This is a genomic window from Luteibacter sp. HA06 (assembly GCF_054061215.1).
Genome location: NZ_JBSSDZ010000001.1, coordinates 3,605,405 through 3,631,036, shown reverse-complemented (window position 1 = coordinate 3,631,036; position 25,632 = coordinate 3,605,405). Strand labels below are relative to the sequence as shown.

Genomic DNA, 25,632 nt, shown 5'->3' with positions numbered 1-25,632 from the left:
CTGGAGCGATTCATCGACGGCGCCCTCCATTGGCGGCGTTTTGCGGAGCGGCGACCGGGGCTGCTGCGGGCGCGGTAGCAACCGGTGACTCGGGGATGGGCGAGGCCGGCACGGCACCGGGAGCGAGCGTCGTTCCCTGTGTGATCGGTGCCGCGGGCAATGCGCCTGCACCGGGTGCTGCTGTCGGCGCCGCTGCCGCAGGAGCTGCCGGCTGCGCCGAAGGCTGGCTGGACGCGTCCGCGCTAGCCGGAACCTCGGCGTGGGGTGCCTCGGCGTAATCGTTGTCGACGCGGTATGTGGTTACCTGAAAACCCAGCGGGTTCTCGACACGGTATTGGTCGTCCATCTTCAGGTTCGGCTTGTAGACGAACTCGATGGTGGCAATCTTGCTGTCGAGTGGCACACTTTGGCCCGTCAGCTTGTTGAAGACGGTGCGCTGGAAACGAACCGTTGCGCCCTTCGGCGTAACACCGTCGCCACCGCCGATCAGCACGATGCTCAGGATCTTGACGCGGATCGAGCGGTCGCGGCCGTACGTCTTGAACGGAGCGTCCGGATTCGACTGCGCATGAAGATTCACGTAGACCTGGGCTACGCCGGGCGATGACATTGTCAGCACGGTCGCCCAGTCGCGGAGGTTGATGATTGCCACGTCGAAGGATTCGCGGGCCAGGATGAAGTGAGCGATGTTGCTGCGATTGATCGCTTCGCTGGCCGAAATGCGGCGGTTTACGACGTCGTCCGTAAGTTGTGCGACGGAGCTGAGGCCGGAGTTGGCGTCGGCCATCACGATGTACGGCACCCTCTCTTTTAGCGGCAACATGTAGAAGTAACCGCCGATGAGAATCAGGGATATCACGACCGACACGGACGCGACCATCCACGCACGCCGTTCGCTGCGGCGGGCGAGGTCGCCGACGGCGATTTCGAAATCGACAGATTTCGAAACGGCGGCATCGATCTTGGGGGAGTCTTTTTTGTTTCGCATTTAACGAATGCCTGCCTTGGTCACAACGCTGAATCGCATCACTTTGCTGCCGTTTTCGCGCTGGGAGCCGGTGCCGGGCCTTCAGCGCTATTCTTGGTTTCAGGCGCGGCGACAGGTGCGGCCGGAGCGGGCGGCACGATGGCGCTTGCCTCCTCAACGACAATCTCTGGTCCGTCGATGAGCACGACGATGCCCTGCGGCGCGTAGATCGCGCTCAGCTGCGACGCCGCATCTCGCCCTTCAGTCGTGTGTATGGCCGACGCTGTCTTCGGCAGGGTGAAGTCGGAACGAAGCTTGTAATCGAGCTTTATGCCCGTGTCCGTCGACCAACGCGTGAGCATGACCTTCAGCGTGCCGTCCATCGGCGCCGCGTAGTAGGTGTACGGAACGGCGAGGGGAATCTCGACGGTTTTGTCGTCGTAGCGGTTGACCGGCTTCCAACTGCCACCGAAGTCCTTCGCCGCGGGCGTGCCGCAGGCGGAAAGGAGCATGGCGAGTGCGGAAACAAGGCCGAGGGCGAGGGGATTCAGGGTTCTATTCACGCTTGGCTCATAAGTCATCGAAAGGCAAAGTGAAAACGTAGGCAGCAGGCGCCACGGCTCCTCGCCGAAGGCGCAGCCGGAAAGGCGTTTACAACGCTACGAAATGGGCAGCCACCGCGCGGAAGGCGCGGCTTGAGCGGTATCCCTGGAACTGACTGGAACGGCGGCCAACTGGCCCCGAGCGACATGCAAATCATCCATACAACATCCTGTACGAGCGCAATTGCGCCCCTTGCATAACGTGCCAGCGAAGAGTGGCCGCGCGCCTCAGGGGCGATAATGGTATCGCCCACTTATAGTTGCGTCTTACCGACCGTGTATCCCCACCCCTTTTCGCGGATCCCTGTCCGCAACGTAAACATAACGCAACAAGAAATTTCTGACTAGTGGTCCATGTGCGTGTTTTTGTGGTCTTTGTCACACATTGCTGGCATGTAACATGCGTGAAACGCCGTCTGGCGCGACGTGCGTCACTGCACAAGTGTGCATTGGCGCACTCAAATGCCGGAAATGTGTAAGGCTCGTGAATGTTGCGGTTGTAACCATTTTGTGGCTGCTTTCGAAGCCGGTAAGTTGTCATTGCTCCGTTTCAGGCGTGCGACACCGCGATGTTTTCAGGAGGTTGCGGCAAGCGATCGAACATTGCTCCACGACGGAGGAGGGGGGCGGAAGAAATGTTGAATGAACGAAGGCGGACTGGTGAGTCGCCCTCGCTCATCGAGAGACGTAGGCGTATGCCCGAGATGGGCGCGGTCTCGCCCTCGCGCGGTGTAGGGCGACGCCAGGCAAGTCGCATATAACGGATAACTTACGGCAATCAAAAGGAGGCAAAATAACGTCACCTATTGATTGTCATGATAGCGACGCGAGGTCGCCGCGACAACGCAAGGACCGTAGAAGTTTTCTGAAAAATGCCGCGGTCGTGCCGGTCCTCGCATCGACATCGGAAAGCTCCGGGAGTAGAAACTCTCCCTTTCCCAGCCCCCCAGGACCTGCCCATGGATTCGCCAGCCATTCCCACCGACGCCGACCTCATGGCGTTGGCTCAGGACGTCGCCACTGCCGCCCAGGAGAAGCGCGTCATGGTCGCGACGGCCGAGTCGTGTACGGGTGGGTGGATCGCCAAGACCCTCACCGACCTGGCCGGGAGTTCGGCGTGGTTCGAGGCGGGCGTCGTTACGTATAGCTACAGTGCGAAAGAATCCCTGCTCGGGGTCAACCCACGCACGCTTGAGCGGACCGGCGCGGTGAGCGAGGAGACTGTTCTGGAGATGGTCTCCGGCGCCCTGGCCCGATACGGCGCCGGCGTCGCCGTGGCGGTGACCGGCATTGCCGGGCCGTCGGGTGGCACGCCCGACAAGCCGGTGGGGACGGTGTGGATCGGCTGGAAGCGCCGGGGTGGGTATGCCCGTGCCGAACTCTTCCATTTTTCCGGCGATCGCGAGGCAGTACGCCGACAGACGGTGGCCCGGGCACTTGCTGGAATGACCTCCGAGCTCAGGGGCTGAGCCACCTCCCCTGTGGCACACTTGGCGACTGCGGATCGCAGTCCCTGAGACCACGGTCGGGCAAGATACTTACCTACACACGAGACCCGGATATATGACGATGGACGACAATAAGCGCAAGGCGCTGGCGAGTGCCCTCGGCCAGATTGAAAAGCAGTTCGGCAAGGGTGCCGTCATGCGTCTTGGCGACCGCGCCGACGATACGATCGACACCGTGTCGACCGGCTCGCTCGGCCTGGACATCGCCCTCGGTATTGGCGGTCTCCCGCGCGGCCGCGTCGTCGAAATCTATGGCCCGGAATCCTCGGGTAAGACCACGCTGACCCTTCAGGCCATCGCGTCCTGCCAGCGCGCTGGCGGCACGGCGGCCTTCGTCGACGCCGAGCACGCGCTCGACCCGAGCTACGCCGAAAAGCTGGGCGTCAATGTCGCCGACCTCCTGGTCAGCCAGCCGGATACCGGCGAGCAGGCTCTCGAGATCGCCGACATGCTGGTACGGTCGGGCGCCGTGGACATGGTCGTGGTCGATTCGGTCGCCGCGCTCACCCCGAAGGCGGAAATCGAAGGCGAAATGGGCGATTCCCACGTCGGCCTTCACGCCCGTCTGATGAGCCAGGCGCTGCGCAAGCTGACCGCCAACATCAAAAAGACGAACTGCCTGGTCATCTTCATCAACCAGATCCGCATGAAGATCGGCGTGATGTTCGGCAGCCCGGAAACCACCACCGGTGGTAACGCACTGAAGTTCTACGCCTCGGTCCGTCTCGACATCCGCCGTATCGGCGCGGTCAAGAAGGGCGACGAAGTCATCGGTTCGGAGACCCGCGTGAAGGTCGTGAAGAACAAGGTGGCGCCGCCGTTCCGTCAGGCTGAATTCGAGATCCTCTACGGCGAAGGTACCTCGCGCGAAGGCGAGATCATCGAGCTGGGCGTGCGCGAGAACCTGATCGACAAGGCGGGCGCCTGGTACAGCTACAAGGGCGATCGGATCGGCCAGGGCAAGGAAAACGTCCGTCAGTTCCTGCGCGACAACCCGGCCATCGCCAACGAAGTGGACGCCGAGCTGCGCTCGCGTCTGCTCGTCAAGGCCGGCCCGAAGGCTGAAGCCTCGACGGAAGCCGACGAGCTTGAGGAAGTCTGATAAAGGCGCGGGGAAGGGCGACGGCACGGCCGATCGTCCCACCCGCACCGCGTACGACAAGGCGCTCGGCCTGTTGGCCCGGCGCGAGCATTCCCGCCGCGAACTCAAGCAGAAGCTTGATCGCGGCGGTTTTGCTCGTGAAGAGACCACCGATGCCGTTGCCCGGCTCGGCGACCAGGGCTACCAGGATGACGACCGCTTTGCCGCGTCGCTCATGCGCAGCCGGATAGGGCAGGGCTACGGGCCGGCTCGCATCCGCATGGAGCTGCGTAGCCAGGGCATCGCCGACGCCGTGATCCGCGAGCTCATCGAGTCCGCCGACGTGGATTGGCATGATCTAGCCTCCAGTCAGCTGCGTCGCCGCTACGGCGGGCCGTCCGCTGACCCCGCAGAGCGGGTACGACGGGCGCAATTCCTCTTGCGTCGAGGCTTCGCCGCCGCCACAGTACGTGTTCTAACCCACGCCGATGCGGAAGACACCGACGACGATTGAAGGCAGCGAGCCTTGATTCTGGACGGAGCGTCTCCGCGACATGTCTCGCAGCTCCCAAGCCACGATAGCTCATGAAAACCGCCGAAATCCGTTCGACCTTCCTCGACTTCTTCCGTTCCAAGGACCACACCATCGTGCCGTCGGCATCGCTGGTGCCGTCGAACGATCCGACCCTGTTGTTCACCAACTCGGGCATGGTCCCCTTCAAGAACGTCTTCCTCGGCAGCGAAAAGCCGGGCTACGTTCGTGCGGCCGACGTCCAGCGCTGCCTGCGCGCGGGCGGCAAGCACAACGACCTCGATGCCGTGGGCTACACCGCCCGCCATCACACCTTCTTCGAGATGCTGGGCAACTGGTCGTTTGGCGACTATTTCAAGCGCGATGCCATCCGCTACGCGTGGGAATTGCTCACCAGTGTTTACAAACTGCCGGCCGAGCGGCTGTGGGTCACCGTGTATCACACGGATGACGAGGCGTACGACATCTGGAACAAGGAAGTCGGCGTCCCGGCGGAGCGCATCGTCCGCATTGGCGACAACAAGGGCGCCCCGTTCGCCTCCGACAACTTCTGGCAGATGGCCGATACCGGCCCCTGCGGTCCGTGCACGGAGATCTTCTTCGATCATGGTCCGGATGTGGCCGGTGGCCCTCCGGGTTCGCCGGACGAAGATGGCGACCGTTACATCGAGATCTGGAATCTCGTGTTCATGCAGTTCGACCGTGCGCCCGACGGGACACTGTCGCCGCTGCCGGCGCCCTGCGTCGATACCGGCATGGGCCTCGAGCGTCTGGCTGCCGTGCTCCAGCACATGCATTCGAACTACGAGATCGACCTCTTCGCCCACCTGATCGAAGAGGCCTCACGCCTCACCGGCACGGCGGACATCTCGAACAAGTCGCTGCGTGTCATCGCCGATCACATCCGTGCCTGTTCCTTCCTCATCGTCGATGGCGTGCTGCCGTCGAACGAGGGTCGTGGCTACGTGCTCCGTCGCATCATTCGTCGCGCGTTGCGCCACGGCTGGATGCTGGGCGTGCGAGGCGATTTCTTCTGGAAGATGGTCGCGCCGCTGGTGGCCGAGATGGGTGATGCCTATCCGGACATCGCGAAGAAGCAGTCCTTCGTGGAGCAGGCGCTGAAGACCGAGGAAGACCGCTTCGGCGAGACGCTCGAGCACGGCATGCGCCTCTTTGACGACATCGCTTCGAAGGCGGGCCAGGTCATTCCTGGTGCCGACGCTTTCCGTCTGTACGACACCTACGGATTCCCGGTCGACCTCACGGCCGACATCGCCCGCGAGCGTGGCATGAGTGTCGACATGGACGGCTTCGAGCAGTCCATGGGTGAGCAGCGTGCGCGTGCCCGTGCGGCGAGCAACTTTGGCAGCAAGGCCCAGTTGCCGGCTGACGTGGCCAGCGCCGTATCGCCGACGGTTTTCGCCGGCTACGACTCGCTCGAGCTGGCCGATGCGAAGGTCGTCGCCATCGTGCGCGACGGCAAGGCTGTCGACCAGTTGTCCGACGGCCAGGAGGCTTTCCTCCTCCTGGACCGCACGCCTTTCTACGCGGAATCCGGCGGTCAGGTCGGTGACACCGGCATGATCCGCAACCCGTCCGGCGCCCTCGCGGTGCAGGATACGCAGAAGGTCGGCGGTGCGTTTTTCGCGCACTTCGGCAGCTGGCAGGGTTCGGCGCCACTCAACAAGGGCGATGTCGTCGGCGCATCAGTCGATGCGTCGCAGCGTCAGGCCACGGTGCTCAACCATTCGGCCACGCATCTGCTGCATGCCGCACTGCGGACGGTGCTCGGCGATCACGTGTCGCAGAAGGGCTCGCTGGTTGCGCCGGAGCGCCTGCGTTTCGACTTCTCGCACTTCAAGCCGGTGACGGCAGAAGAGCTCGCACTTATCGAACGCATGGTCAACGACGAAGTCCGTCACAACGACCAGGCCGAAATCCACAACATGGGCTACGACGAGGCGATCGAGTTCGGCGCGATGGCCTTGTTCGGCGAGAAGTACGGCGCTGAAGTCCGCGTCCTCAAAATGGGCGATTTCTCCACCGAACTTTGTGGGGGCACGCACGTGTCGCGCACGGGCGACATCGGCCTGTTCAAGATCGTTTCCGAGTCGGGCGTCGCCGCTGGCGTGCGTCGTATCGAGGCGGTTACTGGTGCGGGCGCGCTCGCCCGCGTCACCGAGGAAGAACGCATCCTCGGTGAAGTCTCCGGGCTGCTGGCCGCCAGCGGTGACGACGTGGTCGAGAAACTTCGTCAGCTGTTCGACAAGCAGAAGAAACTCGAACGCGAGATCGAATCGTTCAAGTCGAAGGCGGCCAGTTCCGCATCGGCAGATCTTGCGACCTCGGCCATCGACGTCGCTGGTATCAAAGTCGTGGCTGCACGTCTTGAAGGTCTCGACGCCAAGTCGCTGCGCGATAGCGTAGACGTCCTCAAGCAACAGCTCGGCGATTGCGCGGTCATCCTCGCAGGCGCGCTCGACGGCCGTGTTTCACTCGTGGCGGGGGTGGGCGGTGCGGCTTTGGGTCGCGTGAAGGCCGGCGACCTGGTGGCCGAAGTGGCTTCGCGAATCGACGGCAAGGGCGGTGGCCGCCCGGACATGGCGCAGGGTGGTGGCGTGGACTCGCCGGAGCTTCCGCAGATCCTTGCGGGCATCCCGGGGTGGATCGAGGCCCGCCTGCGCTGAACGAAACCGGCCAGCGTGAACGGGGGCATGCCGTAAAGGCGCTCCGGCCCCCGTTTTGTGGCGCCGTGCGTTGCGCCCGCTGGTTTGGCTCGGCTAGTATGATCCGAATGCCGAAAGCATTCTTCGGCATAGATCCTCGGGATCGAAACAAAGGCAGGACAGCTGGTCAGCGACACACACAACTAGAGCCGGGGAAGGCAGTTCGGCCTTCGATGGTCGAAACGTCGATCCATTGACGGCAAGCACTCGGGGTGAGTTGTCGTTGGTGGGGAAGCCAATACCTGATTTTATGGAGTATCAATCATGCTGATTCTGACCCGCCGGGTCGGTGAAACCCTAATGATCGGCGACGAGGTGACCGTCACTGTTCTGGGTGTCAAAGGTAACCAGGTGCGCATTGGTATCAATGCACCGAAAAACGTCGCGGTCCACCGCGAAGAGATTTACCAGCGCATCAAGAACGAGAACGATCCTGCCGGCCACACCGGGGACGACCAGGACCAGTAAAGCTCTTTACGGCTGAAGCAAGGACAAGTATCCTTGCTCGCTCGTTAAGGCACGTTCCTAAACGACGATTGTTCACGGAGAGTTGCCCGAGTGGCCGAAGGGGCTCCCCTGCTAAGGGAGTATAGGGTCAAAAGCCTTATCGAGGGTTCGAATCCCTCACTCTCCGCCAGTTACGCAAAAGCCCTGTTTTTACAGGGCTTTTTTGTGCCCTGAGAAAATGTGGCGTGGACACCCGCATGGACCATTTCATGCGCTTGCCACATCATCTTGTTCGCAGTTCGTCGGGTCTGCTTCACTTTCGGATGCGCGTGCCGATACCCCTTCAAGCGGTGCTGGGTCGGCGTGTGGTCAAACGCTCACTGGGCACCCGAGATTTGCGCGCAGCGCAGGGGGCGGCATACACGCTGGCCGGGCGCTACTTGGCATTGTTTGACCAGGCACGGAGGCAACTGGGGATGAGCGAGGTTCCGACCACGACGCGGCTGTTGCCGGAAGATGACCCGGCGAGCCCGTTCTTTATGCCGCCCTACAGGGTCGAAAAGACCAGGGACGGGTATGCCTTGGAGACCGACGGGTCTGACAGCGACCACGAGAAGGGGCTTGAGGCGCTCAAGACGATGATGGCCACGCCGATGTCGGTCACGTCGACCGTGGCGGAAGAGACTCCGGGGCGGGTGGAGAAACCCCCTAAGGGCATCGCCTTGGGCGAGGCGGCCCAGAAATACCTCTTGACCCTGGACAGCGCGACCCTCCCGGACAAGACCCGGTCACAGAAGAAGGCCGCCGTGCTCGGCTTCGCGAAGTGGAAGGGGCTGAAGAGCGCCCTGGTCGCCAGCACGCGCACCGATGTGTCGGAGTGGGTCCAGACCCTGCGGGCCGCCCAGCTCGCCACGCCTACCCTCTACAACAAGTGTTCTTACCTGCGCGCGTTTTTCAAATGGGCGCAGGGCGCTGGCCATTACCCCCAGGGGGACAATCCCGCGTCGGGCCAAGTGACGTATGGGACAAGAGAAAAGCGCCTGCGCCGCAAGCTCGGTTTCGAACCCCTCAGCGTCGACCAGTTGCGCATCATCTATTCGCCGGAGAGCCTGGCGAAGCTGAAGGACCCCGTGCGTTGGGGAGCTTGGCTGGGGCTGTATAGCGGCGCCCGCGTTTCGGAAATCGGACAGCTGAGGCTCGAAGATTTCTTCGAAGAAGAGGGTGTGCCCTGTTTTCGCATCACTGCTGGAGGCGTTGGGCAGTCGCTGAAGACCGACGCGAGCGAACGCATCGTGCCCATCCATCCGGAGCTGGTGCGGCTCGGCCTCCTAGACTATGTGGCGGAGCTGCGCAAAGCAGGGAAGGACCGGCTGTTCCCGCGTGCCAAAGTCGGTAGCGTCAATGGCGCGGGGAATTTTCTGAGCGCGGCTTTTGGCCGACATCTGACCGCGCTTGGAGTCAAAGCAAAGGTCGGAAAAGTGGGTTTTCATTCGTTGCGCAAGACCGTCATTCAAACGCTGCAAACCGCCGGTGTGCCATCCGAGGTGCGCGCCCAGCTGGTGGGGCATCTATTGGACGACGAACATCACGCGACGTATTCGCGCCGCTATACCGTGGGTGAGCTGGCTGTACGGGTATTTTCTTCTATGACGTATCTGGAACAGGAATGACCACGTCGATAGCCAGTAGATTGAAATTGAAGCACCGCTTCGTAGGAGCGTTTAAGGACAGCCCGCCGCTATCGGAACAGCACATCAGATGGCTGCTTATTTCGTTCTTCGGGCTTATTCCATCGCTAGTTATGGTGTATGCCGTCGGAGCGCCGAACTTTGACGCAGTGTTTGATTTTACGTCCTACCTTCTGCCATGCGCAGCCGGAGGACTGGCTGGCGCAGGGCTGTTCTTCCGCGCGGAAAAGGCGAAGGACGCCCCGCTGTTATCTGAGTCGTCGCCAACTCAATCGTGCCCGGCTGCCGCTGGCAGCCTGCCGAATCATGTTAGCGAAGGAGGTTACGGCATCACTCAGACTGAAGAACCCAAGCGCCGTGACGCAGGTTTTTATGCGCTGTCTGTCCTGGCACTGTTCACTGGAATCATCTTTTACACTCTGGCGCATAAAACATGCCGTGCACCCGCTGCCGTCGCATGTTCTTTGTTCTACATTGCACCCGTCACGTGCATCTTATGGTCGCGCGTTCAATCAGGCGATACCGCGCTGACGCGTGCATATTCGGACGGTATTGCCTTCACGATGGTAATTCTCATCGTGGTAGCTGCGGTCGTCGGAGTGATTTTCTTTCCCAAGCTCTTCTAGTTTCAAGGGGATGGCTAAGCCCGTACGATTGCGGCGATCACCACAATGCCAATCGTACTGGCGAGAATCCAAATCCCCCATCCCAGCGCTTCGTTACGAGTAAAAATGCGGCCTTTCATATTTTGTCTCCAAGCCATTGCGACAGGCAGCGTCAAGAATCGCTACAAGAGGTCTATCAGAAAACGATGGTTTGGCAATGCGCGACAAGAGACCCATTCGATTACATGTAATGAAGCTTAGAAGCGTAAGTCGGAATTTTCTGAGGAGAAGACAGCATGAGAGCATCGTTGTTACTCCTGGCAGGAGTCGCAGTTGGTTGCCTACTTGCCGCTGGCCTCCGTGTCCCTTGGCTTTCGCCGCTCGATGCCAACGCCGCTGGCGTGCTTACGGCTCTGTGCTCGACGGTGCTGGCAGTCCTGGGCGCCTTCGGTCTCTGGGCCTATCAAGTCCGAAAAAAGCGCCTCGCACTGGAGGCGGCATTGGTGCCCGTCATCGACCCCTTTTATGCTTCCCTTTGCCAGCTTCGAGACATCAGCGAGCCGGAGAGTGCAGCGAAGCTTCTGGAGGTCATGGCGAACGCGTTCAACCGTGTCAAAGATGAGGTGATATCTCCGAGCGCCGTCCTTGAATTTCAAGAGAAAGCCTTCGCGACGCAGGCCCATACCGTTCTCACCGACGCTCGTATCCTCATGGCGCCCCTCTCCAGCGTCCAAGATTTGGCCGTGTCGTTGTCACCAAATCGGCTACCCGACCTGCTGGCCGTCCAGCGCATCGCCAGCGGCGTTGAGGTGCATGTGCCTCGCATGTTGGAAGAGTGGGCGCACCGGCCCTACATCGGCGATGTGCAGCCCATGCTCAGTCAGCAAAGTCTTGCTCTGCTGAAGTGGGCCACAGGGATGCTCGCGCACATCTTGAACTCGCTCGACAAGGGCAACCGATCGGACGAGCATTACCACCAGTTGGAGCCCGGCCGGGCTGCGGCTATGAAGATGTGGGGTGTAGCCCAGCAGCGATAAGCGAAAGGCCTAGCTACCCTCAACAGCCCCCGCTTGCTCGGCCAACGCCCGCGCCAACGCATCACCCTTGCGCTCGCTGTAGCGGTCCACCAGATAGTCGCTGCGGCCGCGAACCAGGTAAGTGAACTTCACTAGTTCCTCCATGACGTCCACCACGCGGTCGTAGTAGGCCGAGGGCTTCATGCGGCCAGCGTCGTCGAACTCCTGCCAAGCTTTTGCCACAGAGGACTGGTTGGGGACGGTGACCATGCGCATCCACCGACCCAGCACGCGCAATGCGTTGACCACATTGAACGACTGAGAACCGCCGCTGACTTGCATCACGGCCAAGGTTCTCCCTTGGGTCGGTCGCACGCTGCCGTCTTCCAGTGGCAGCCAGTCAATCTGGTTTTTGAACACGCCCGTCAACGTGCCGTGGCGCTCGGGGCTCACCCAGACCTGGCCCTCCGACCACACCGACCATTCGCGCAGGCGCTGCACCTCGGGGTGGCTGGCCGGGACGCTGTCGAGCATCGGCAAGTCGTGCGGATGGAACACGCGGGTCTCTGCGCCCATGTGCTGGAGGATGCGCTCGGCCTCTAGGGCGAGCTTCCGAGAGAACGACGTAGACCGTAGAGACCCGTAGAGGATGAGGATGCGCGGGGGATGCCCGGCATCGTCGGCCGCTCCGAGGGTCGGCGCGTCAGGGGTGGGCAGGTGGTCCAGGTGAAGATGGGGCAGGTCGGGATGCATGGCTTGCTTCGGTCGATTCGATTCGATTATTCTAGTTCTATGGAAATGAATGACGCAATCGCCGCCCTGACGGCGCTCGGCCACGCCAAGCGCCTGGCCATCTTCCGGCTGCTCGTGGTCGCGGGGCCGAACGGCCGCATGGCCGGGGACATCGGCCAAGCCTTGGAGCTGCCCGGCGCCACGCTGTCGTTCCACCTTAAAGAACTGCTCCACGCCGGCTTGGTGACAGCCGAGCCGCAAGGGCGCTTCGTCTGCTATCGCGCCGCCTTCGCCGCCATGAACGGCCTCATCGGCTACCTCACCGAGAACTGCTGTGCGGACGACCCGACCGCTGCGGCCTCCTGCCCACCTGCCTCCGCCTGCTGCCAACCCTGAGGATTTCCCGTGACCCAACGTGTCCTATTCGTCTGCACGGGCAACAGCGCCCGCAGTGTGTTGGCAGAGGCGACCCTGCGCGCGTGGGCCGGCAGCCGCTTTGAAGCCTTCAGCGCCGGCAGCCAACCGGCGGGGCACATCAACCCCTTCGCGTTGGAGACCTTGGCCGCCGCTGGCATCTCCACTGCGGGCTTGCGCAGCAAGTCGTGGGACGAGTTCGCAGGCGGCGACGGCACGCCCATCGACCTGGTGGTGACTGTGTGCGACAGCGCCGCGGCCGAACCGTGCCCCGTGTTCTTCGGGGACTTTGTCCGCACCCACTGGGGCTTGCCGGACCCGGCCGCAGTGGAAGGCACCGACGACGCCAAGCGCGCCGCGTTTGCCGACGCCCACGCGACCATCCGAGCGCGGCTGATGGCGTTTCTGACGCTCTCGCCCGAGGTTTGGGCCGACCGCGCGACACTCAAAACGGCCCTCGACCGCATCGGCTTCCTCCAGTCCGAGGACGCGCACGGTGGCTGAGGCTCAGCGAGTCGCGCCGACCATCGGGGGCTTTGAGCGTTACCTGACGCTCTGGGTGTTGATGTGCATCGTGGTCGGCACCCTACTGGGCAAGGTGTGGCCCCATGCGTTCGCCGCGCTCGGCGGCATCGAGGTGGCGCAGGTCAACCTGCCGGTGGCGGTGTTGGTCTGGCTCATGATTGTGCCGATGCTGTTGCGCATCGACTGGCGTGCCATGAGCCGTGTCGGCCGACACTGGAAAGGCATGGGCGTGACGCTCGCCATCAATTGGCTTGTGAAGCCGTTTTCCATGGCGGCGTTGGCGTGGGTGTTTCTGCGCCATGTGTTTGCCGACGCGTTGCCTGCCGACCAGCTCGACAGCTATGTGGCCGGGCTTATCTTGTTGGCCGCGGCCCCGTGCACCGCCATGGTGTTTGTGTGGAGCAACCTGTGCGGCGGCGAGCCCGCCTTTACGCTGAGCCAAGTCGCGGTCAACGATGCCATCATGGTGGTCGCCTTCGCCCCACTGGTCGCGCTGTTGCTGGGCGTGTCTGCGGTGACGGTGCCTTGGGCCACGCTGGTGTTGTCCGTCGTGCTCTACATCGTGGTGCCCGTGGTGGCAGCACTGGTGTGGCGCCGTCGTCTTTTACATCGGGGTGGCGAAGCGGCATTGGCCTCCCGGTTGCGGCAATTGGGACCGCTGTCCATCGGCGCGCTGCTGCTGACGCTGACCCTGTTGTTTGGATTCCAGGGCCAACGCATCGTAGACGCGCCGCTCATCATTGCGATGCTCGCGGTGCCCATCGTCATCCAGGTCTACTTCACCTCGTCGCTCGCTTATCTGCTCAACCGTTGGCTGGGGGTGGAGCATTGCGTGGCGGGACCATCGGCGCTCATCGGGGCAAGCAACTTTTTCGAACTGGCGGTGGCTGCCGCAGTCAGTCTCTTTGGGCTGCACTCGGGTGCGGCGTTGGCCACGGTGGTCGGCGTGTTAGTCGAAGTGCCAGTGATGCTGTCGGTGGTCGCGCTCGTCAATCGCACCAAAGGTTGGTATACCCGCGCCGACGGTAGAGCTAAGGGCGTTGCCGTCTCGGATTAGCGTGACCGGCAACCACGCAGCTGGCCTACGATGTTGGGCGAAGTGCGGCAGAAAAAGCAGTGCGAAGGCGCGTCTCAGCAAGAGTTCCTCTTGCGCCGCTCAAAGCCCAGCCCAGCAACAACCAGAGCCTGCAACGCTGAGCGTTGCACCAAAAGATTCTTTCGAAGTGTGAACTGCAACATGTCAAGCTTACTTGACATGCTTCCGAGTGCTGCTTAGATGTTGGTGAGGGCGGGCAGGGTGCCCCCCAATGTTGCTATGGGCCAGATGCCCGCCCCGGTTGTCCGGGTTCTGACAAAAGGAATTTGAAGATGCATGCCCGCCCTCACTTGACGACCCATGGTCGCGCCAAAGGTCACAGCGCACTGGCAGGCGTAGCGTATCGGCTCGGTTTGCGCTTGTTCGATAAGCGAACCAATCAGTGGCACGACTTCCGACGCCGAGTTGAAGGCGAGGAGATTGTTGCAGCCCTGACGATCGCTCCTTCGAACGCTCCAGCATGGGTGGAGGATCCCCAAGTAGCATGGGCTGCGGTCGAGGCGGCGGAGCGGCGAAGAGACAGTCAGCTTGCGCATGACTATCGCATCCCGCTCCCGCTTGGCCTGTCGGCCGCGGCGGCGGTCGACATGGCGCGGAGCATGGCGCAGTGCATCGTTAGCCGCTTGGATACCTTCGTCTCCATCGGCGTCCACCGAGATTCCGGTATGGATGCCATGGGTCTTCCTAAGCCGTTGGACAAGCGTGGCCACCACGCACATCTCTATTTTCCCACGCGCAAACTTGCCTTCGAATCGAGCGCCGAAGGCGACGAGGTAGGAGAAGGCGCCGGTGGCACGGGGTCTTGGGGGCTTGGCGAAAAACTGCGTGTGCTGTCGCACAAAGTCAGCGCAGCCGCATGCATCGAGGCGCTTAATGCTGAATGGGCGAAGCTCGCGAACACTTATGCCGCAGCGGCTGGCATGGTCCCAGACTTCACCCATCTCAGCTACGCCCGCCTGGGTCTGGATAAAGTCCCACAGCTGAGCATGGGCGCTGCAGCGTCGGCGCTTGAACGCAAAGGGGTAGCGACCTGGAAGGGTGACCGCCTGCGCGCGCTCAACCCCTCGCAGTCAGGGGCACCAGACGCTGCGATAGAAGAGGCTGTTGCTACGCCGGCCCAGGCTGCCGCCGCCGTGAGGTCGAACCGGGCTTGGCTTCACCCTGCCTCTCCGATTCTCATGCCACGCCCCACGGCAGCCTTGTCGGGTCCTAACCCCAGCGTTCCGAATCCGGCGCCCACGTCGTTGGCGGCGCGGTTCTGGTCTGCGCTGGTGGCGAGCCCCGAGATGCCGCAGCCGACAGCCGAAGTGCGGGAACGTGTGACGACCTGGCTGCACCGGCTGGAGCGCGCGCTGCACTCACTGGCCCGACTGGGGCAGTTGCTGAGTGAATTGGCTGAGCGATACCGGCGCGAAGATGGGGCACGGGCTACGTATGCAGTAGAGCTAGGGGCGCAACGTGCGCACCGCGCGCAGGCGCGCGCTGCCGTGGCAACTTGGATGCATGACCACCCTTGGCATCTGAAGCTCTCTCGCGCCATGGGCGGCGTAACTGCTAAGCCGGGAGCGCTGGTCGAGCTGGAAGGAACCGTGCTCTCACACGACACACAGGTTCAGCAGCTCAAACGGGGCGTGCACGCGGCGCAGGTAAGTCTGCACGACCTCGATAGGCAGCGGTCGCAGCTGGCGGACGAAGAGGTGCGGGCGGAGAAAGCGCTGCACCGGGCCGTGGAGTCGATTTGCTACGCCAATGCTTTGTTCTTTCCCACGTTGCTTTCCGTCAGTGCTGCGGAGGAGGTCCCCCGGCTGGTCAAGGTGGCCGAGAGCATCGAGCGAGTGACGACCTCGGAGCAGCCGGTTCCGGTGACGCCAGGTCTCGCGATGGAAGTGAAGACCCCGACACCCCGATTTGCCTAGCCCGCAAAGCGGCATGCATGCATCGCTATGCTCAACCGACAGTAAGGCGACGGCGGTTGGGGCGCGGATTGAGGGGGCGAAGCGTAGACTGGAGTCTAGTCAGTCAGCCTGACACAGCCCATGGGTCGCCGTCGCGAAACCGGTCCCCGGTTACCCACCACCGACCTCGATGTGGAATGAGCTGTGCGATAAAAGGTGTGCTTCAACCATACGAACGGAGGCAAATATGGCGAGCGAATCAACCGAGTCAGTCGCGGCGGCACTCAACGGCTATGCCGAGTTTTACGATGGACTGAGTTATGGGGTCATGTCGTTCGTGCCCGTGGGCACGCGCTCCATCTTGAGCTTGGATACCTACCTGATGTCTTCGATGGCGTCGACGCTTAGAGGCATGGCTGCGTTGTTATTGATGGGCAGTGTCAACGACGCCTATGCCCTGGCACGAAAGCTCTACGACGCCGCCCTCATTGGCACCTACGTTAATCTCTACCTCGGAAGGAATGGCCAGGCGGGTCAGCCCTTGGTCGAACAGATTGATGGGTGGATTACCGGAACGAAAGCGCTTCCGAGAACAGGACACATCACCAAGTATGTTGATGGGGCAGACGAGCTGAATCCAGTGCGGCCCTGCTTGGGTCAGCTCGACTACGAAGCTGTCCGTGAGCGATGTAATGACCATACCCATCACAATTTCCTGAGCCACCTGCTGCTGAACGACGGGCGCGTTCGCGTCAAAAATCGTGAACAATGGGTGGCGCAACTGGGCGTCGATACCCTAGATATCATCGTGTTGCATCTGGCCTACAGCTTTTGCCTGAGCGGCCATTACATGATGTCATCCGACTACATGGACGCAATGGAAATGGGGATGACGCCAGACTACGGGTCGCAAGACTGGGTGGCGCCGACAGTGCAGGCATTTCTCAGGGACCACGTCGAACCGCGTTGCGGGGGTCTGATTGCGGCCCTACGTGCCGAGACAGGGATGCTCTTGGAGGGCTGAGCAAGCGACAATCGAAGGAAATACTCAACGTGATGGATGACACATGATGATTGACACGGAAGCTCCGGCCATTGTTTATCTGGATAGCCAGGACTTTTCCCGCTTTTCTCCGTCGCACGGCGACTATGAAAAATTCCGGGCGGTCATGGACGAGCTTTTGTCACTCAAGGAGCACGGGCTCGCGCGCTTTGTGTTCAGCGACATTCATGTCTTCGAATCGCTCCCGACGGAGCGCGCGGCGTTTAAACCCGGTCTTGAACGCATTCGTGCCATCGCCATGCTCTGCGGCACCAATAATCTTCCTTCGTTTATAGATTCCATGGAGTTTGAACTGCGGTGCATGGTTGCTACTTCCCAAGGCGGACCGAGCCCGGTGGCCCCTCGCGACTGGTTCCCCGAACTGCCGTTCCCGGAACCATCTAGGCCAGGCATCAAAGCGGCGGCCAAGGAGCTTCCCAACCTTCAGTTAAACCGAAGGGCGCGACGGCAACTTGAGCGCGCCTTCTCGAAGGGAGGACTTGGTCCCACGCCAAAGGCCCAAGCTGAGGCGAGCGCACGCGAACTCATGGCGACCTATCCGTTTCTGAAGGCCGACCACCCTCGCATCGTGGCGTATTTCCAGGGAGTCGGGTCTTGGTCTGGCGTGCATGAAACTGTGAGAAATGGCTTACGAGACATCGTGAGCTTCTCCGACTGGCTACTGGACAACTGGGACCGGGGCGAGAGCCTGGTCGGCGCGCTGCGCAACCAGGTGAAGCCGTTTCACGACACCATGCTTAAGGTGCAGACAGATATGGTGACTGTTTCCGAGCAGGCACTAGGAACCCATCCCACAGACGAGGCGAGGCATCAAATATCCGCAGCCATCGCGAGAGAGTGGGCAACGTTTCAGACGACATTTCCGGCGCGACTGGCAACAAAAATGCTGGGCACGTTGCCTGCGAGTCACGACTTGCGCTTTAGCGAGGCGGACACGCCCTCGTTGATGACCACCTGGCACTTTTTGTTTGAGGTGGTTTCTCGGTCGACAGCGGCGAAAAATGCGCGCAAGCCGAGGCCGAGCGATTTCGCCGATGCATTACACGCGTTCTTTGCGCCTCAGGTGGATATCTTTCGCACGGACCGATTTGCGTGCGATGTCATAGGGCGACTTCCGTCGGCCCGACGAGCGGTGTGCGTCAATTCGCTGCATGACCTGCCTGACGCCATCAGGGGTTTCCACGGTCAACGGGGAGCGGGGCGCTAGTGCTTCTTGACGCTGTGCTGCCGGGCGGCTAGCTGGCGTATCCATGGTCGTGGTAGCTCGTTCAGCAGAAGACCGCGACAGGGTTGGCAGATTCGGCAGAGACTGTGACTGGGTCCGCTGCGGCCGATATTGATTACGATTCTGGAACTCATGAATTACCAGACCGGCAGTGACCGGGCTCCAGAATATCCACTTTGCGCTTATCAGGCGCTGTGTCGTGTGACGGGGTGTGTGCACGTTAGGGCCAAATTAGGCGCGACCCGAGGCAGCGCTGCTTGACCTGATGATTACCCGTTGATTCGACCTCGCGCCGCGATGTCAGAGAAGAGTAGTCGCCCAAGTTGAGGTGTTACTTCGCAGTCCGATGCGGCGCGTCGGCCGGCCAGCGGAAGCAATGCGAGGCGTAACCAACCGCACCTGACTCGGCAAAGGGGAGCTTGCCTCATCTGTTCGCCTCCAACATACAGCATGCAACCCAACGGCTGAGACGGCCGCGCTCGCAGAAATCCGGCGACCGTATTGCGTTGGACGATTTCGTTGGTAGGGTAGTCATGTGGCCGACTAGGAACACGCGGCCCTAATATCAAAAACGGGGGGTTCATGAACGCGATTGCGGATAATGCCATTGCGGCGGCTACGGCCTGGGTGCTGGCCGCCACGACAGATTGTTATCAGTGCCAGTCTAAAACGAAAGTCTTTACAATCTTGCTCTCTGGACCCTTTGCGCTGCGCGGCGAACCGAACCTTGTCGTTGCAGCGGTCGACGACGCCGTTCTCACACTCACGACGGCGGCCCCGCTTCCCAGAGAGGTTCTGACGGTCATTGGCAAGTTGTCGCAAGATCGCTACAGGCTCGACCACAGCCAAACCGCCGGTTGTTCCTATTGGATGAATCATTGTGAGGCATGCGACGCCAAGTTGGGCGACTACTATCTGGAGCGACCTGGGGAAGCTTTCTTCCCGATGGACGACGAAGGGTTCGCCCAGCTCCAAGCTACTTGTATCCGAGGCCCTCTGGAGTTCGGCGAGCCAAGTTGTGGATACAACGGTGCCCTCGCACATTGGATTGCCACCTTGGGTGAGGGTCCGTTCGATGACGCCAACGCCAGTCGCGACGTTGCAAGAGAGCAATCATGAGCCCGGAAATCACTTGGTGGCAGGTCATTGCGACGAGCGCAGTCTTGAGTGCTATCGTAAATATCGTTGCAAACGTGGCATTAAAGAAGTGGGACCATCGGCGAGAAGACCTCCGAGAAGACGAAAAGCGGCACGTAGTCTATTTGGACATCGCGCTTCAGCTCGAAGAATTCTCGTTTCGAGCGGAGAAGATATTAGAGAGCATCAGCGAAGGAATTGCGAAATATCGGGCCGAGCACGATTCGCGTTCGTTGGAAGCTCTGGAAGAAATCAACTTCAAATTCGATGAGAGCATCGAATGGGACAGAGTGCCAGCAGAGATTGCGGTGCGCGCCAAAACCTTTCCGCGCACATTTCGGCGTTCCCAAGACTTCATTATGGCCGCCTGGAGATATTGGGCGGACTTGGACGATGCTTGGGAATACGATGCGGAGCGTGTCGCGTTCTACGGGCTAGGGGCGATAAGCTTTGCCGCAGAGATTCGCAGGAAAATCGGCGTTGCCAATGACCCGCAGGTGGCAGAGCTTATCAAAGTTTTTGAGCGGCATATCGACTCTCGGCGTGCCGTCTTCAAGACGTCGCGCAGTGAAGATTGCGTCATACCCGAACTGAGGGAACAGTTCAAGAAAGAGGGCTTATCTGTGGCTGCGTCAGATTTGGGCCGTGAGAACCCATTAGGGCTGTAAGAGATTCCATTTTATGGGCCTACAACCAGTGACATGAATGGTTCCGGGACATCGCGCTATGGCAACACAATACGACAACCGCGAGAAGACAATGATTCAAAGATTTCAGGGGAGCGAAGGTGAGCGGCGACTAATTGCCTCTCTAGCGGAGCACCGGCTTGTTGCCAACAATTTTGACCTTGCGAAGGAGCTTGTAGCAGTCGGAACGCTTATAGAAGTTCCTGCTGGCGAGATCTTCATTAAGCAAGGCGACCAGACCGCCGAGGTCTTCTTTATTGTCTCTGGAAAGGTGGAAGTCACGGTTAATAATAAAAGGGTGGCGATCCGAGCCTCGGGCGACATCGTAGGTGAGATGGCAGCGCTTGAACCTTCTCAGCCCAGGGCTGCGTCGGTGAGGGCTTCAGACACGTCCGTCATGCTGAAGGTTTCAGAAGAATCATTTTCGGCAATTGCTGACAAGTTTTCGGACATTTGGCGGAGGCTTGCGGCAACTCTAGCTCGGAGACTGGCGGAGCGAAATCACCTGGTTACGGCTCAAAGGGAACGTATTCGCGTCTTCATTATTTCTTCGGCCGAAGCCATTCCAGTGGTTGACTTGCTCATTAGGCAGTTCGAGCACGATCCGTTTCTTGCGGTGGCGTGGAAAAATGGTGTTTTCCGAGCCTCAAATTACACGTTAGACGAGATGGATGACGAGCTGGAACGTTCCGATTTTGCGATAGCTGTTGCTCATTCGGACGATGTGGTTATCACACGGAGTGACGAGTGGCCTACTGTGCGCGATAACGTGGTTTTCGAGTTAGGGATGTTCATGGGTCGGTTGGGGCGTCGGAGGGCGTTCCTGATGGAGCCGCGCGACGTTGACCTGAAGTTGCCAAGCGATCTCGCCGGTTTGACAACCATCCCCTATCGTTACGAAAAGGGCAGAGACGCGGAACATTTGATTGCGCCAGCGTGCGCCCGACTTCGTGAGTTGATTTTGGCTGCCGGACCCAAAGAGTAGGAGAACAGTGTGGGACTCAAAGATGAGCTGACCGACTTTTGCCACGACGTCTTTCACGGAGCATGGGAGGTGGTTGAGGGCACAGCAGTACCTCATGGGGATAGCCGACTTACGTTGAAAAACACGGCTATCACCATAGAGGGAACGGTGCTCTACGCCGACCTTGATGGGTCCACAGCGATGGTGGACGAGTATAAGAACTGGTTCGCCGCAGAGATCTATAAAACGTATCTCTATTGCTGCGCCAGAATCATTGCCGCACATGGTGGCGTAGTCACAGCTTACGATGGCGATCGCGTGATGGCTGTCTTCGTTGGAAAATCGAAAAATACGAATGCTGCGAAGGCAGCTTTGCAGATAAAGTGGGCAGTCGACGAGATCATCATGCCAAAGATGAAGCAGGTGCGCCCGAATAGTAAGTTCCAGCTGAGACACGTGACTGGAATTGACACATGCACACTGTTCGTCGCCAAAACGGGGGCGCGTGGCACGAACGACCTGGTCTGGGTCGGTCGAGCAGCGAATTATGCTGCGAAACTGACTTCGTTGCCCGCTAGCTATACCTACGTCACCAAGAGCGTCTATGACAAGCTCGCCAATGAGGCGAAACTTTCAAACGGAAAGTCGATGTGGGAAGCGGTGACATGGAATACTTTCGACAACCAAACCATCTACCGTTCTAGCTATCGATGGGGCATTAGCTAGGGGCGTAGAGCGTGGTCAGGTCTTTCCCTATTCGGCGTTGCCTTTGCGACCAGCCGGTCAATGGCCTCGCCATGGTGCGCCTTCGCGCGCGCCAGGGTTCGGAGCAGGCCTGCGGGCGCATCCAGAAGGTCCGGCATCCACACTTCATGGTGTAGCCCCAGTGCTAATCTGAGCATCGGAGCGTAGCCGTGCACCCGGCCGCCGATGCGCACCATGCCCGTGAAGTAGGGCAAAGCCAGGCGCCAGAATCTAACGCCATCGAAGCGAGTCTGGTGCGGCAGGTGAATCGCTCGACCGAACTGATGGGACTCGCGCACGATGGTCACAGGCATGTCGGGAACGACGGTTGCCGGTTGTAGCAACACTGTGCGCATCTGCGCCAGATAAGGCCCCAAGTCGACATTGCCGTGGGCCGGGCGTTGGCTCAGGTGTGCGCGGAACAGGCAGGTCAAGAAAAACCGTTGCAACAACGCCTGGTCCAGCCCGGTGTAGGTAATGCCCCAACGCCCGTTGCTGTCGCGCACGTCCTTACATTCGGTGCGGTGGCGATACAGGAGCAGGAAGCAGTCATCGGCCGCTTTAAACGATTGCTCGCAGGCATCGCACACGATTCGGTCGTATTCGCCGCCACCGTGAAGTGGGGCCGGTCGGATATGGGCATGGGGCGAGACGGTGAACATCATGCTCGCGTCGCCCTGGACAACCTCGGTGCACCAGCGCGGATAGATGTGGGATTTGACCAGGTGAACATGGTCGGTCTCGCACAAACCACATTTGCCATTTGTCATGTCGCGCGCACCGCCACTGTGGAGCGAAGTTGGGTCCCCGGCGCGCAACCGAATCCAGTTGCCCGCCGCCGACCTCGATGGGGCAATTTATCCCTAAGGTCATCTCAGGGGCTGCCGTAGCCAAGCCAAGATTACAAGTAATGAATGCATCGAAACTTTAGATATGCAATTTCGGCAAATCTACTTTGAGCACTGGCCGCGATGAGAGGCGGGCCGATTGCGCCTCTATCGGCGTGCCGTGGGGCAGAGGGAAAGAGAGGTGAGCTAGGCCTGTCGCCTGTCGAGTCGCGGACCGTATCCGGGATGTAGCGGTATAGCATCCGGGAAATTTTTTTGAATTGCTGCAAATACTTATTGCTGTTTCTGTAGTAACTCATTTAGACCCTATGAATTCTTCCGGACACTGTCGAAGTCGAAAATTCGACCATTTCGAAACGCGATAGAGGGGATGGTTTGGAGGGTCATTTGCGCACCTTCCCACAAGTAGCGTGGCCGTCAACTCGTTAACAATTTGCCGAAAATGTGTATTTGGTTCGATTTAACTGGCGAAATGTGACGAATTCGAGGATTGACGGATTTCGTGTGGCGGTTATCACATCGCTCTCGTTGCTGATTCGCCTCCCATGTCTGCTGTTCTCTCATCTTTCGCTGCGACAAGCGCGCCCCTCTATCACCTGCATGCAGGGCCTGATGGTGTGTTTGAGTTCTCGCCCAACTGCGAAGAGGGCCATAAGCTAGGTTTAGCCCTGCTTGAAAAGATGTGGGCGATGGACCGAGCACGCGACGAACGCGGCGCGGAAAGTCAGGCGCGTCCGGTCATGGTGATGCCTGCGCCAGTGTCAGCAGTCGATGCGCCTCGCGCCGTCGCTCCTGGGTCAACCGCGGTGAGTGCTCCTGAGAAACCGACGCCAGACACCTCGACAACTAGCACCATGCGCATGAGCGAGCTGCTAGCACTGCACATGGGCAATCTGCGGCAGGGCACAAAACATGCCTCAGATTCCAGCCGCGACCGCGCCTATGCCATGCATTTTGTGATTGACCTGCTTGGCGACTGTGCCCCGGCTGCGGTCACTCCTCACGATGCCATCGCCGTGGCAGACGCGCTGGCAACCTGGCCGCGACGCAAACAGAACTTGAGACACCTGGACGGACTATCAGTGTCGGTTGTAGCGCAGCGTGCAAAGCGCGAGAAACTGCCGCCGATTTCCGCTGGCACGCAGTTCAAACATCTGACCCACATCAATGCGTTTATGAATTGGGCCGTCGATGCAGGCGAGGTGCCAGAGAATCCGTTTCGACACATCAAGCTGTCCCGTTACAAACGCGATGAGCGCGGGAAAATCCTGAAGAAAAAGGACACATTCAGCGTCGCTGACCTTCGGAAGATCTTCGACCCAACGTTTCTTGCGGCCCACGACGCGCCCCATAAATTCTGGGCCCCCCTCATCGCGCATCGAACGGGCATGAGGGTTAACGAAATCGCGCAGCTGCACTTGGACGACGTGTGCCATAAGCCGTATTTAGACGAAGACGGTGTGGAGCGCGAGGTGCTTGTGTTCAACATCGGCGCCCATCGCGACGGACAAAGCGTTAAAACGAACTACAGCATCCGCGACATTCCAGTGCCGGAGGTGCTGCGCGACCTCGGTTTTGAGCGCTACCTCGAAGATGTGCGAGAAAGCGGTTCGGAGTGGCTATTTCCCGGTCTGATTTGGGAGGAGGGCGGCCCAGGACGAACCGTGAGCCAGTGGTTTAATGACTGCCATCTCCGGAAGGCTTGCCAAATTAAAAGCCCGCGAAAGACGCTCCACTGTTTCCGCCATAATTTAACGACGCTGATGGAACGCGCAGGCATCCCGGAAAGCATTCGCCAAGCGGTCAACGGGCACTCGCCGGGCACAGCCGTCGACCAAAGGCACTATGTGGCAGATGGCACCGTCTTGGAGTGCCAAGATGTTCTCAACCGCCTCCCGTTTCCAGACCTTCCGTTAGTGCGTTACGTGTCCGGCCGATTCGATGGATATTTGCGCCACGCCGCCGCCGAGCGCGAGAGAGAGGCATTGGCCGTGGCCGGTGGTGACGCGTTCCGACGCCGACGTGGACGTTTCCCAAAGTCAGTTCCGGCGGGCTCCGCTGAATAGGTTGCGGAGTGGTCTCCGCACCCCAGGTCAGCGGTTGAAGAAGGCCCCGAGCCGGGCGTGCCACTCTTCGCACTCGGCCGCATTTTTCGGCGCGCCCCACACCGTCGCGGAGTGACGGTTGAACGGGACGACGATGACCGGTTGGTCGACGCGGGTGGTCGTCAGCTGAATCCGGTTGTTCGCTTTATAGCCTCGGTCAGGGATCCAAAGATGGGTCCATTCACGGACTTCGTGGGCTTCCAACACCGCTTCCCTGCCGCGTTCGTCACGGGTCCAGATTTTGGCGCGATGGGTGTTGATAGCAAGGTTGTCGTGTCCATGGGTGGCCTCAAACGCGGGCGACCGGGCTTGGGGGCGGATATGGCGGAACGCCTTGGTTGCCCCGATGACCGAGCCGAAGGCCGCGCCTATCCCGGCCGCCGTCGCGGCACCCATAAACGGAAGCACGCCGACCGAGCCAAGTAGGCCCGCCAGCACGCTTCCTCCTGCGGCCCAGGCAAGCACGGTGCGGACGCGTTTGCGCGCCGAAAGGGTCCAAATGACCGCCACAACAAAGATGACGAAGCCAAACATAAAGGCTCCTCAGTTCGCCGAAGTCGTCAGGGTGTGGCTCGCCATGACGCCTCGCTGGTCAAAGGTCAGGTGCAGGGCCTGCATGGACGAGTTAGACGTCGCGCCAGCAAAGGGCACAAAGTCCCTGAAAGACGCGGGGCTGTTGCTGCTCGAATAAAGCCAGATGGTGGTGCCGCCAGGGTTCCGCTGCGTCGTCTGGGGCTCGCCGAGCTTCTGGCGGACGTCGGTTTGCGTCGTTTGGCCATCGACGAACGTGTGCACCTGGGCGGCATCGAAGGGCCGGCCGGTGGTGGTCGCACAGGCGCCAAGCGCCAGGCACATGGATAAGGCTACGGCGCGCACAACGTTGGACATGGTGACTCCCTGTTTTTTTGCGGGCACGGGGCCCTTTTCGGCCGAATTGACGGCGGCCGTTGCCGTTGAAGCGTACGGTATCCCAAATAGGGATAAACAAGTGAATAGGGGATAACTAAGGGGCGTCACTACGGTGAG

General features: G+C 60.4%; 25 protein-coding genes and 1 tRNA gene. 20 read left to right on the top strand and 6 right to left on the bottom strand.

Annotated features, from left to right (window positions below; all coding sequences use genetic code 11):
- Positions 1-10: 10 nt before the first annotated feature.
- Together ACVWWJ_RS16745 and ACVWWJ_RS16740 are read right to left on the bottom strand one after the other, a co-directional pair.
- A complete protein-coding gene (locus ACVWWJ_RS16745; protein ID WP_456968776.1) occupies positions 11-988 on the bottom strand; it encodes a virB8 family protein in 978 nt (325 codons plus the stop codon).
- A 38-nt stretch (positions 989-1,026) separates the two neighbouring features.
- On the bottom strand, positions 1,027-1,530 hold the full coding sequence (locus tag ACVWWJ_RS16740; RefSeq protein ID WP_456968775.1) for a hypothetical protein: 504 nt from the start codon (positions 1,528-1,530) through the stop codon (positions 1,027-1,029).
- A gap of 998 nt (positions 1,531-2,528) precedes the next feature.
- Here ACVWWJ_RS16740 and ACVWWJ_RS16735 point away from each other — a divergent pair.
- The 9 genes from ACVWWJ_RS16735 (at position 2,529) to ACVWWJ_RS16695 (ending at position 11,193) form a co-directional block, all read left to right on the top strand.
- Positions 2,529-3,038, top strand: coding sequence for a CinA family protein (locus ACVWWJ_RS16735; protein ID WP_159892399.1), 510 nt, complete (start codon positions 2,529-2,531; stop codon positions 3,036-3,038).
- 100 nt (positions 3,039-3,138) lie between these two features.
- Complete coding sequence (recA, locus tag ACVWWJ_RS16730) at positions 3,139-4,179, top strand: recombinase RecA (RefSeq protein WP_159892397.1); 1,041 nt, start codon at positions 3,139-3,141, stop codon at positions 4,177-4,179.
- Complete coding sequence (locus ACVWWJ_RS16725; RefSeq protein WP_456968774.1) at positions 4,166-4,672, top strand: regulatory protein RecX; 507 nt, start codon at positions 4,166-4,168, stop codon at positions 4,670-4,672. Before recA ends, ACVWWJ_RS16725 begins: the two co-directional genes overlap by 14 nt.
- 71 nt (positions 4,673-4,743) lie before the next feature.
- Positions 4,744-7,377: an alanine--tRNA ligase gene (gene alaS, locus ACVWWJ_RS16720; RefSeq protein ID WP_456968773.1), complete on the top strand. Its 2,634-nt coding sequence runs from the start codon at positions 4,744-4,746 to the stop codon at positions 7,375-7,377.
- Positions 7,378-7,680: 303 nt separating this feature from the next.
- Positions 7,681-7,884 (top strand): carbon storage regulator CsrA, encoded by a 204-nt coding sequence (gene csrA / locus ACVWWJ_RS16715; RefSeq protein WP_046966111.1) that lies wholly within the window; start codon positions 7,681-7,683, stop codon positions 7,882-7,884.
- A 76-nt stretch (positions 7,885-7,960) separates the two neighbouring features.
- Positions 7,961-8,053: transfer RNA gene (locus ACVWWJ_RS16710), tRNA-Ser, on the top strand.
- Positions 8,054-8,120: 67 nt separating this feature from the next.
- On the top strand, positions 8,121-9,533 hold the full coding sequence (locus ACVWWJ_RS16705) for a DUF6538 domain-containing protein (protein ID WP_456968771.1): 1,413 nt from the start codon (positions 8,121-8,123) through the stop codon (positions 9,531-9,533).
- Positions 9,530-10,177, top strand: a complete 648-nt coding sequence (locus tag ACVWWJ_RS16700) for a hypothetical protein (protein ID WP_456968770.1) — start codon at positions 9,530-9,532, stop codon at positions 10,175-10,177. The genes ACVWWJ_RS16705 and ACVWWJ_RS16700 overlap by 4 nt, the downstream gene beginning before the upstream one ends.
- Positions 10,178-10,452: 275 nt before the next feature.
- Positions 10,453-11,193 (top strand): hypothetical protein, encoded by a 741-nt coding sequence (locus tag ACVWWJ_RS16695; protein ID WP_456968769.1) that lies wholly within the window; start codon positions 10,453-10,455, stop codon positions 11,191-11,193.
- A 9-nt stretch (positions 11,194-11,202) separates the two neighbouring features.
- Here the strand turns inward: ACVWWJ_RS16695 and arsH are convergent, their stop codons facing one another.
- On the bottom strand, positions 11,203-11,925 hold the full coding sequence (gene arsH / locus ACVWWJ_RS16690; protein WP_456968768.1) for an arsenical resistance protein ArsH: 723 nt from the start codon (positions 11,923-11,925) through the stop codon (positions 11,203-11,205).
- Positions 11,926-11,964: 39 nt separating this feature from the next.
- Between arsH and ACVWWJ_RS16685 the strand changes: the two genes are divergently transcribed.
- The 10 genes from ACVWWJ_RS16685 (at position 11,965) to pycC (ending at position 21,635) form a co-directional block, all read left to right on the top strand.
- Positions 11,965-12,300, top strand: coding sequence for an ArsR/SmtB family transcription factor (locus ACVWWJ_RS16685; protein ID WP_456969726.1), 336 nt, complete (start codon positions 11,965-11,967; stop codon positions 12,298-12,300).
- 9 nt (positions 12,301-12,309) lie between these two features.
- Positions 12,310-12,822, top strand: a complete 513-nt coding sequence (locus ACVWWJ_RS16680) for an arsenate reductase ArsC (protein ID WP_456968767.1) — start codon at positions 12,310-12,312, stop codon at positions 12,820-12,822.
- Positions 12,815-13,900, top strand: coding sequence for an ACR3 family arsenite efflux transporter (gene arsB / locus ACVWWJ_RS16675; protein ID WP_456968765.1), 1,086 nt, complete (start codon positions 12,815-12,817; stop codon positions 13,898-13,900). The genes ACVWWJ_RS16680 and arsB overlap by 8 nt, the downstream gene beginning before the upstream one ends.
- A gap of 311 nt (positions 13,901-14,211) precedes the next feature.
- On the top strand, positions 14,212-15,855 hold the full coding sequence (locus tag ACVWWJ_RS16670; RefSeq protein ID WP_456968764.1) for a MobA/MobL family protein: 1,644 nt from the start codon (positions 14,212-14,214) through the stop codon (positions 15,853-15,855).
- 226 nt (positions 15,856-16,081) lie between these two features.
- Positions 16,082-16,858, top strand: coding sequence for a hypothetical protein (locus ACVWWJ_RS16665; RefSeq protein ID WP_456968762.1), 777 nt, complete (start codon positions 16,082-16,084; stop codon positions 16,856-16,858).
- A 43-nt stretch (positions 16,859-16,901) separates the two neighbouring features.
- The gene (locus ACVWWJ_RS16660; RefSeq protein WP_456968761.1) at positions 16,902-18,104 is read left to right on the top strand and encodes a hypothetical protein; all 1,203 of its coding nucleotides are present in this window, start codon (positions 16,902-16,904) and stop codon (positions 18,102-18,104) included.
- Between the two features lie 600 nt (positions 18,105-18,704).
- Positions 18,705-19,241 (top strand): hypothetical protein, encoded by a 537-nt coding sequence (locus ACVWWJ_RS16655; protein WP_456968760.1) that lies wholly within the window; start codon positions 18,705-18,707, stop codon positions 19,239-19,241.
- On the top strand, positions 19,238-19,927 hold the full coding sequence (locus ACVWWJ_RS16650; RefSeq protein WP_456968759.1) for a hypothetical protein: 690 nt from the start codon (positions 19,238-19,240) through the stop codon (positions 19,925-19,927). The genes ACVWWJ_RS16655 and ACVWWJ_RS16650 overlap by 4 nt, the downstream gene beginning before the upstream one ends.
- A gap of 58 nt (positions 19,928-19,985) precedes the next feature.
- The gene (locus ACVWWJ_RS16645; protein ID WP_456968758.1) at positions 19,986-20,930 is read left to right on the top strand and encodes a TIR domain-containing protein; all 945 of its coding nucleotides are present in this window, start codon (positions 19,986-19,988) and stop codon (positions 20,928-20,930) included.
- Positions 20,931-20,939: 9 nt separating this feature from the next.
- Positions 20,940-21,635 (top strand): Pycsar phage resistance system uridylate cyclase PycC, encoded by a 696-nt coding sequence (gene pycC, locus ACVWWJ_RS16640; RefSeq protein WP_456968757.1) that lies wholly within the window; start codon positions 20,940-20,942, stop codon positions 21,633-21,635.
- Here pycC and ACVWWJ_RS16635 read toward each other — a convergent pair.
- Positions 21,632-22,423, bottom strand: a complete 792-nt coding sequence (locus ACVWWJ_RS16635; protein WP_456968756.1) for a hypothetical protein — start codon at positions 22,421-22,423, stop codon at positions 21,632-21,634. The genes pycC and ACVWWJ_RS16635 overlap by 4 nt on opposite strands.
- Before the next feature lie 623 nt (positions 22,424-23,046).
- Here ACVWWJ_RS16635 and ACVWWJ_RS16630 point away from each other — a divergent pair.
- Positions 23,047-24,567 carry a site-specific integrase gene (locus tag ACVWWJ_RS16630; protein ID WP_456968755.1) on the top strand — a complete coding sequence of 507 codons (1,521 nt, stop codon included), beginning with the start codon at positions 23,047-23,049 and terminating at the stop codon, positions 24,565-24,567.
- 27 nt (positions 24,568-24,594) lie between these two features.
- Here ACVWWJ_RS16630 and ACVWWJ_RS16625 read toward each other — a convergent pair whose 3' ends face one another.
- The gene (locus ACVWWJ_RS16625) at positions 24,595-25,140 is read right to left on the bottom strand and encodes a hypothetical protein (protein ID WP_456968754.1); all 546 of its coding nucleotides are present in this window, start codon (positions 25,138-25,140) and stop codon (positions 24,595-24,597) included.
- A gap of 9 nt (positions 25,141-25,149) precedes the next feature.
- Positions 25,150-25,494, bottom strand: coding sequence for a hypothetical protein (locus ACVWWJ_RS16620; RefSeq protein WP_456968753.1), 345 nt, complete (start codon positions 25,492-25,494; stop codon positions 25,150-25,152).
- Between the last annotated feature and the right edge of the window lie 138 nt (positions 25,495-25,632).

What these genes read in the sequence shown, in the direction of transcription:
- ACVWWJ_RS16745 (WP_456968776.1), bottom strand. Translation starts at nt 988, where the DNA reads ATGCGAAACAAAAAAGACTCCCCCAAGATCGATGCCGCCGTTTCGAAA.
- ACVWWJ_RS16735 (WP_159892399.1), top strand. Translation starts at nt 2,529, where the DNA reads ATGGATTCGCCAGCCATTCCCACCGACGCCGACCTCATGGCGTTGGCT.
- recA (WP_159892397.1), top strand. Translation starts at nt 3,139, where the DNA reads ATGGACGACAATAAGCGCAAGGCGCTGGCGAGTGCCCTCGGCCAGATT.
- alaS (WP_456968773.1), top strand. Translation starts at nt 4,744, where the DNA reads ATGAAAACCGCCGAAATCCGTTCGACCTTCCTCGACTTCTTCCGTTCC.
- csrA (WP_046966111.1), top strand. Translation starts at nt 7,681, where the DNA reads ATGCTGATTCTGACCCGCCGGGTCGGTGAAACCCTAATGATCGGCGAC.
- ACVWWJ_RS16705 (WP_456968771.1), top strand. Translation starts at nt 8,121, where the DNA reads ATGGACCATTTCATGCGCTTGCCACATCATCTTGTTCGCAGTTCGTCG.
- ACVWWJ_RS16700 (WP_456968770.1), top strand. Translation starts at nt 9,530, where the DNA reads ATGACCACGTCGATAGCCAGTAGATTGAAATTGAAGCACCGCTTCGTA.
- ACVWWJ_RS16695 (WP_456968769.1), top strand. Translation starts at nt 10,453, where the DNA reads ATGAGAGCATCGTTGTTACTCCTGGCAGGAGTCGCAGTTGGTTGCCTA.
- arsH (WP_456968768.1), bottom strand. Translation starts at nt 11,925, where the DNA reads ATGCATCCCGACCTGCCCCATCTTCACCTGGACCACCTGCCCACCCCT.
- ACVWWJ_RS16685 (WP_456969726.1), top strand. Translation starts at nt 11,965, where the DNA reads ATGGAAATGAATGACGCAATCGCCGCCCTGACGGCGCTCGGCCACGCC.
- ACVWWJ_RS16670 (WP_456968764.1), top strand. Translation starts at nt 14,212, where the DNA reads ATGCATGCCCGCCCTCACTTGACGACCCATGGTCGCGCCAAAGGTCAC.
- ACVWWJ_RS16665 (WP_456968762.1), top strand. Translation starts at nt 16,082, where the DNA reads ATGGCGAGCGAATCAACCGAGTCAGTCGCGGCGGCACTCAACGGCTAT.
- ACVWWJ_RS16660 (WP_456968761.1), top strand. Translation starts at nt 16,902, where the DNA reads ATGATGATTGACACGGAAGCTCCGGCCATTGTTTATCTGGATAGCCAG.
- ACVWWJ_RS16655 (WP_456968760.1), top strand. Translation starts at nt 18,705, where the DNA reads ATGAACGCGATTGCGGATAATGCCATTGCGGCGGCTACGGCCTGGGTG.
- ACVWWJ_RS16650 (WP_456968759.1), top strand. Translation starts at nt 19,238, where the DNA reads ATGAGCCCGGAAATCACTTGGTGGCAGGTCATTGCGACGAGCGCAGTC.
- ACVWWJ_RS16645 (WP_456968758.1), top strand. Translation starts at nt 19,986, where the DNA reads ATGGCAACACAATACGACAACCGCGAGAAGACAATGATTCAAAGATTT.
- ACVWWJ_RS16635 (WP_456968756.1), bottom strand. Translation starts at nt 22,423, where the DNA reads ATGACAAATGGCAAATGTGGTTTGTGCGAGACCGACCATGTTCACCTG.
- ACVWWJ_RS16630 (WP_456968755.1), top strand. Translation starts at nt 23,047, where the DNA reads ATGTCTGCTGTTCTCTCATCTTTCGCTGCGACAAGCGCGCCCCTCTAT.
- ACVWWJ_RS16625 (WP_456968754.1), bottom strand. Translation starts at nt 25,140, where the DNA reads ATGTTTGGCTTCGTCATCTTTGTTGTGGCGGTCATTTGGACCCTTTCG.
- ACVWWJ_RS16620 (WP_456968753.1), bottom strand. Translation starts at nt 25,494, where the DNA reads ATGTCCAACGTTGTGCGCGCCGTAGCCTTATCCATGTGCCTGGCGCTT.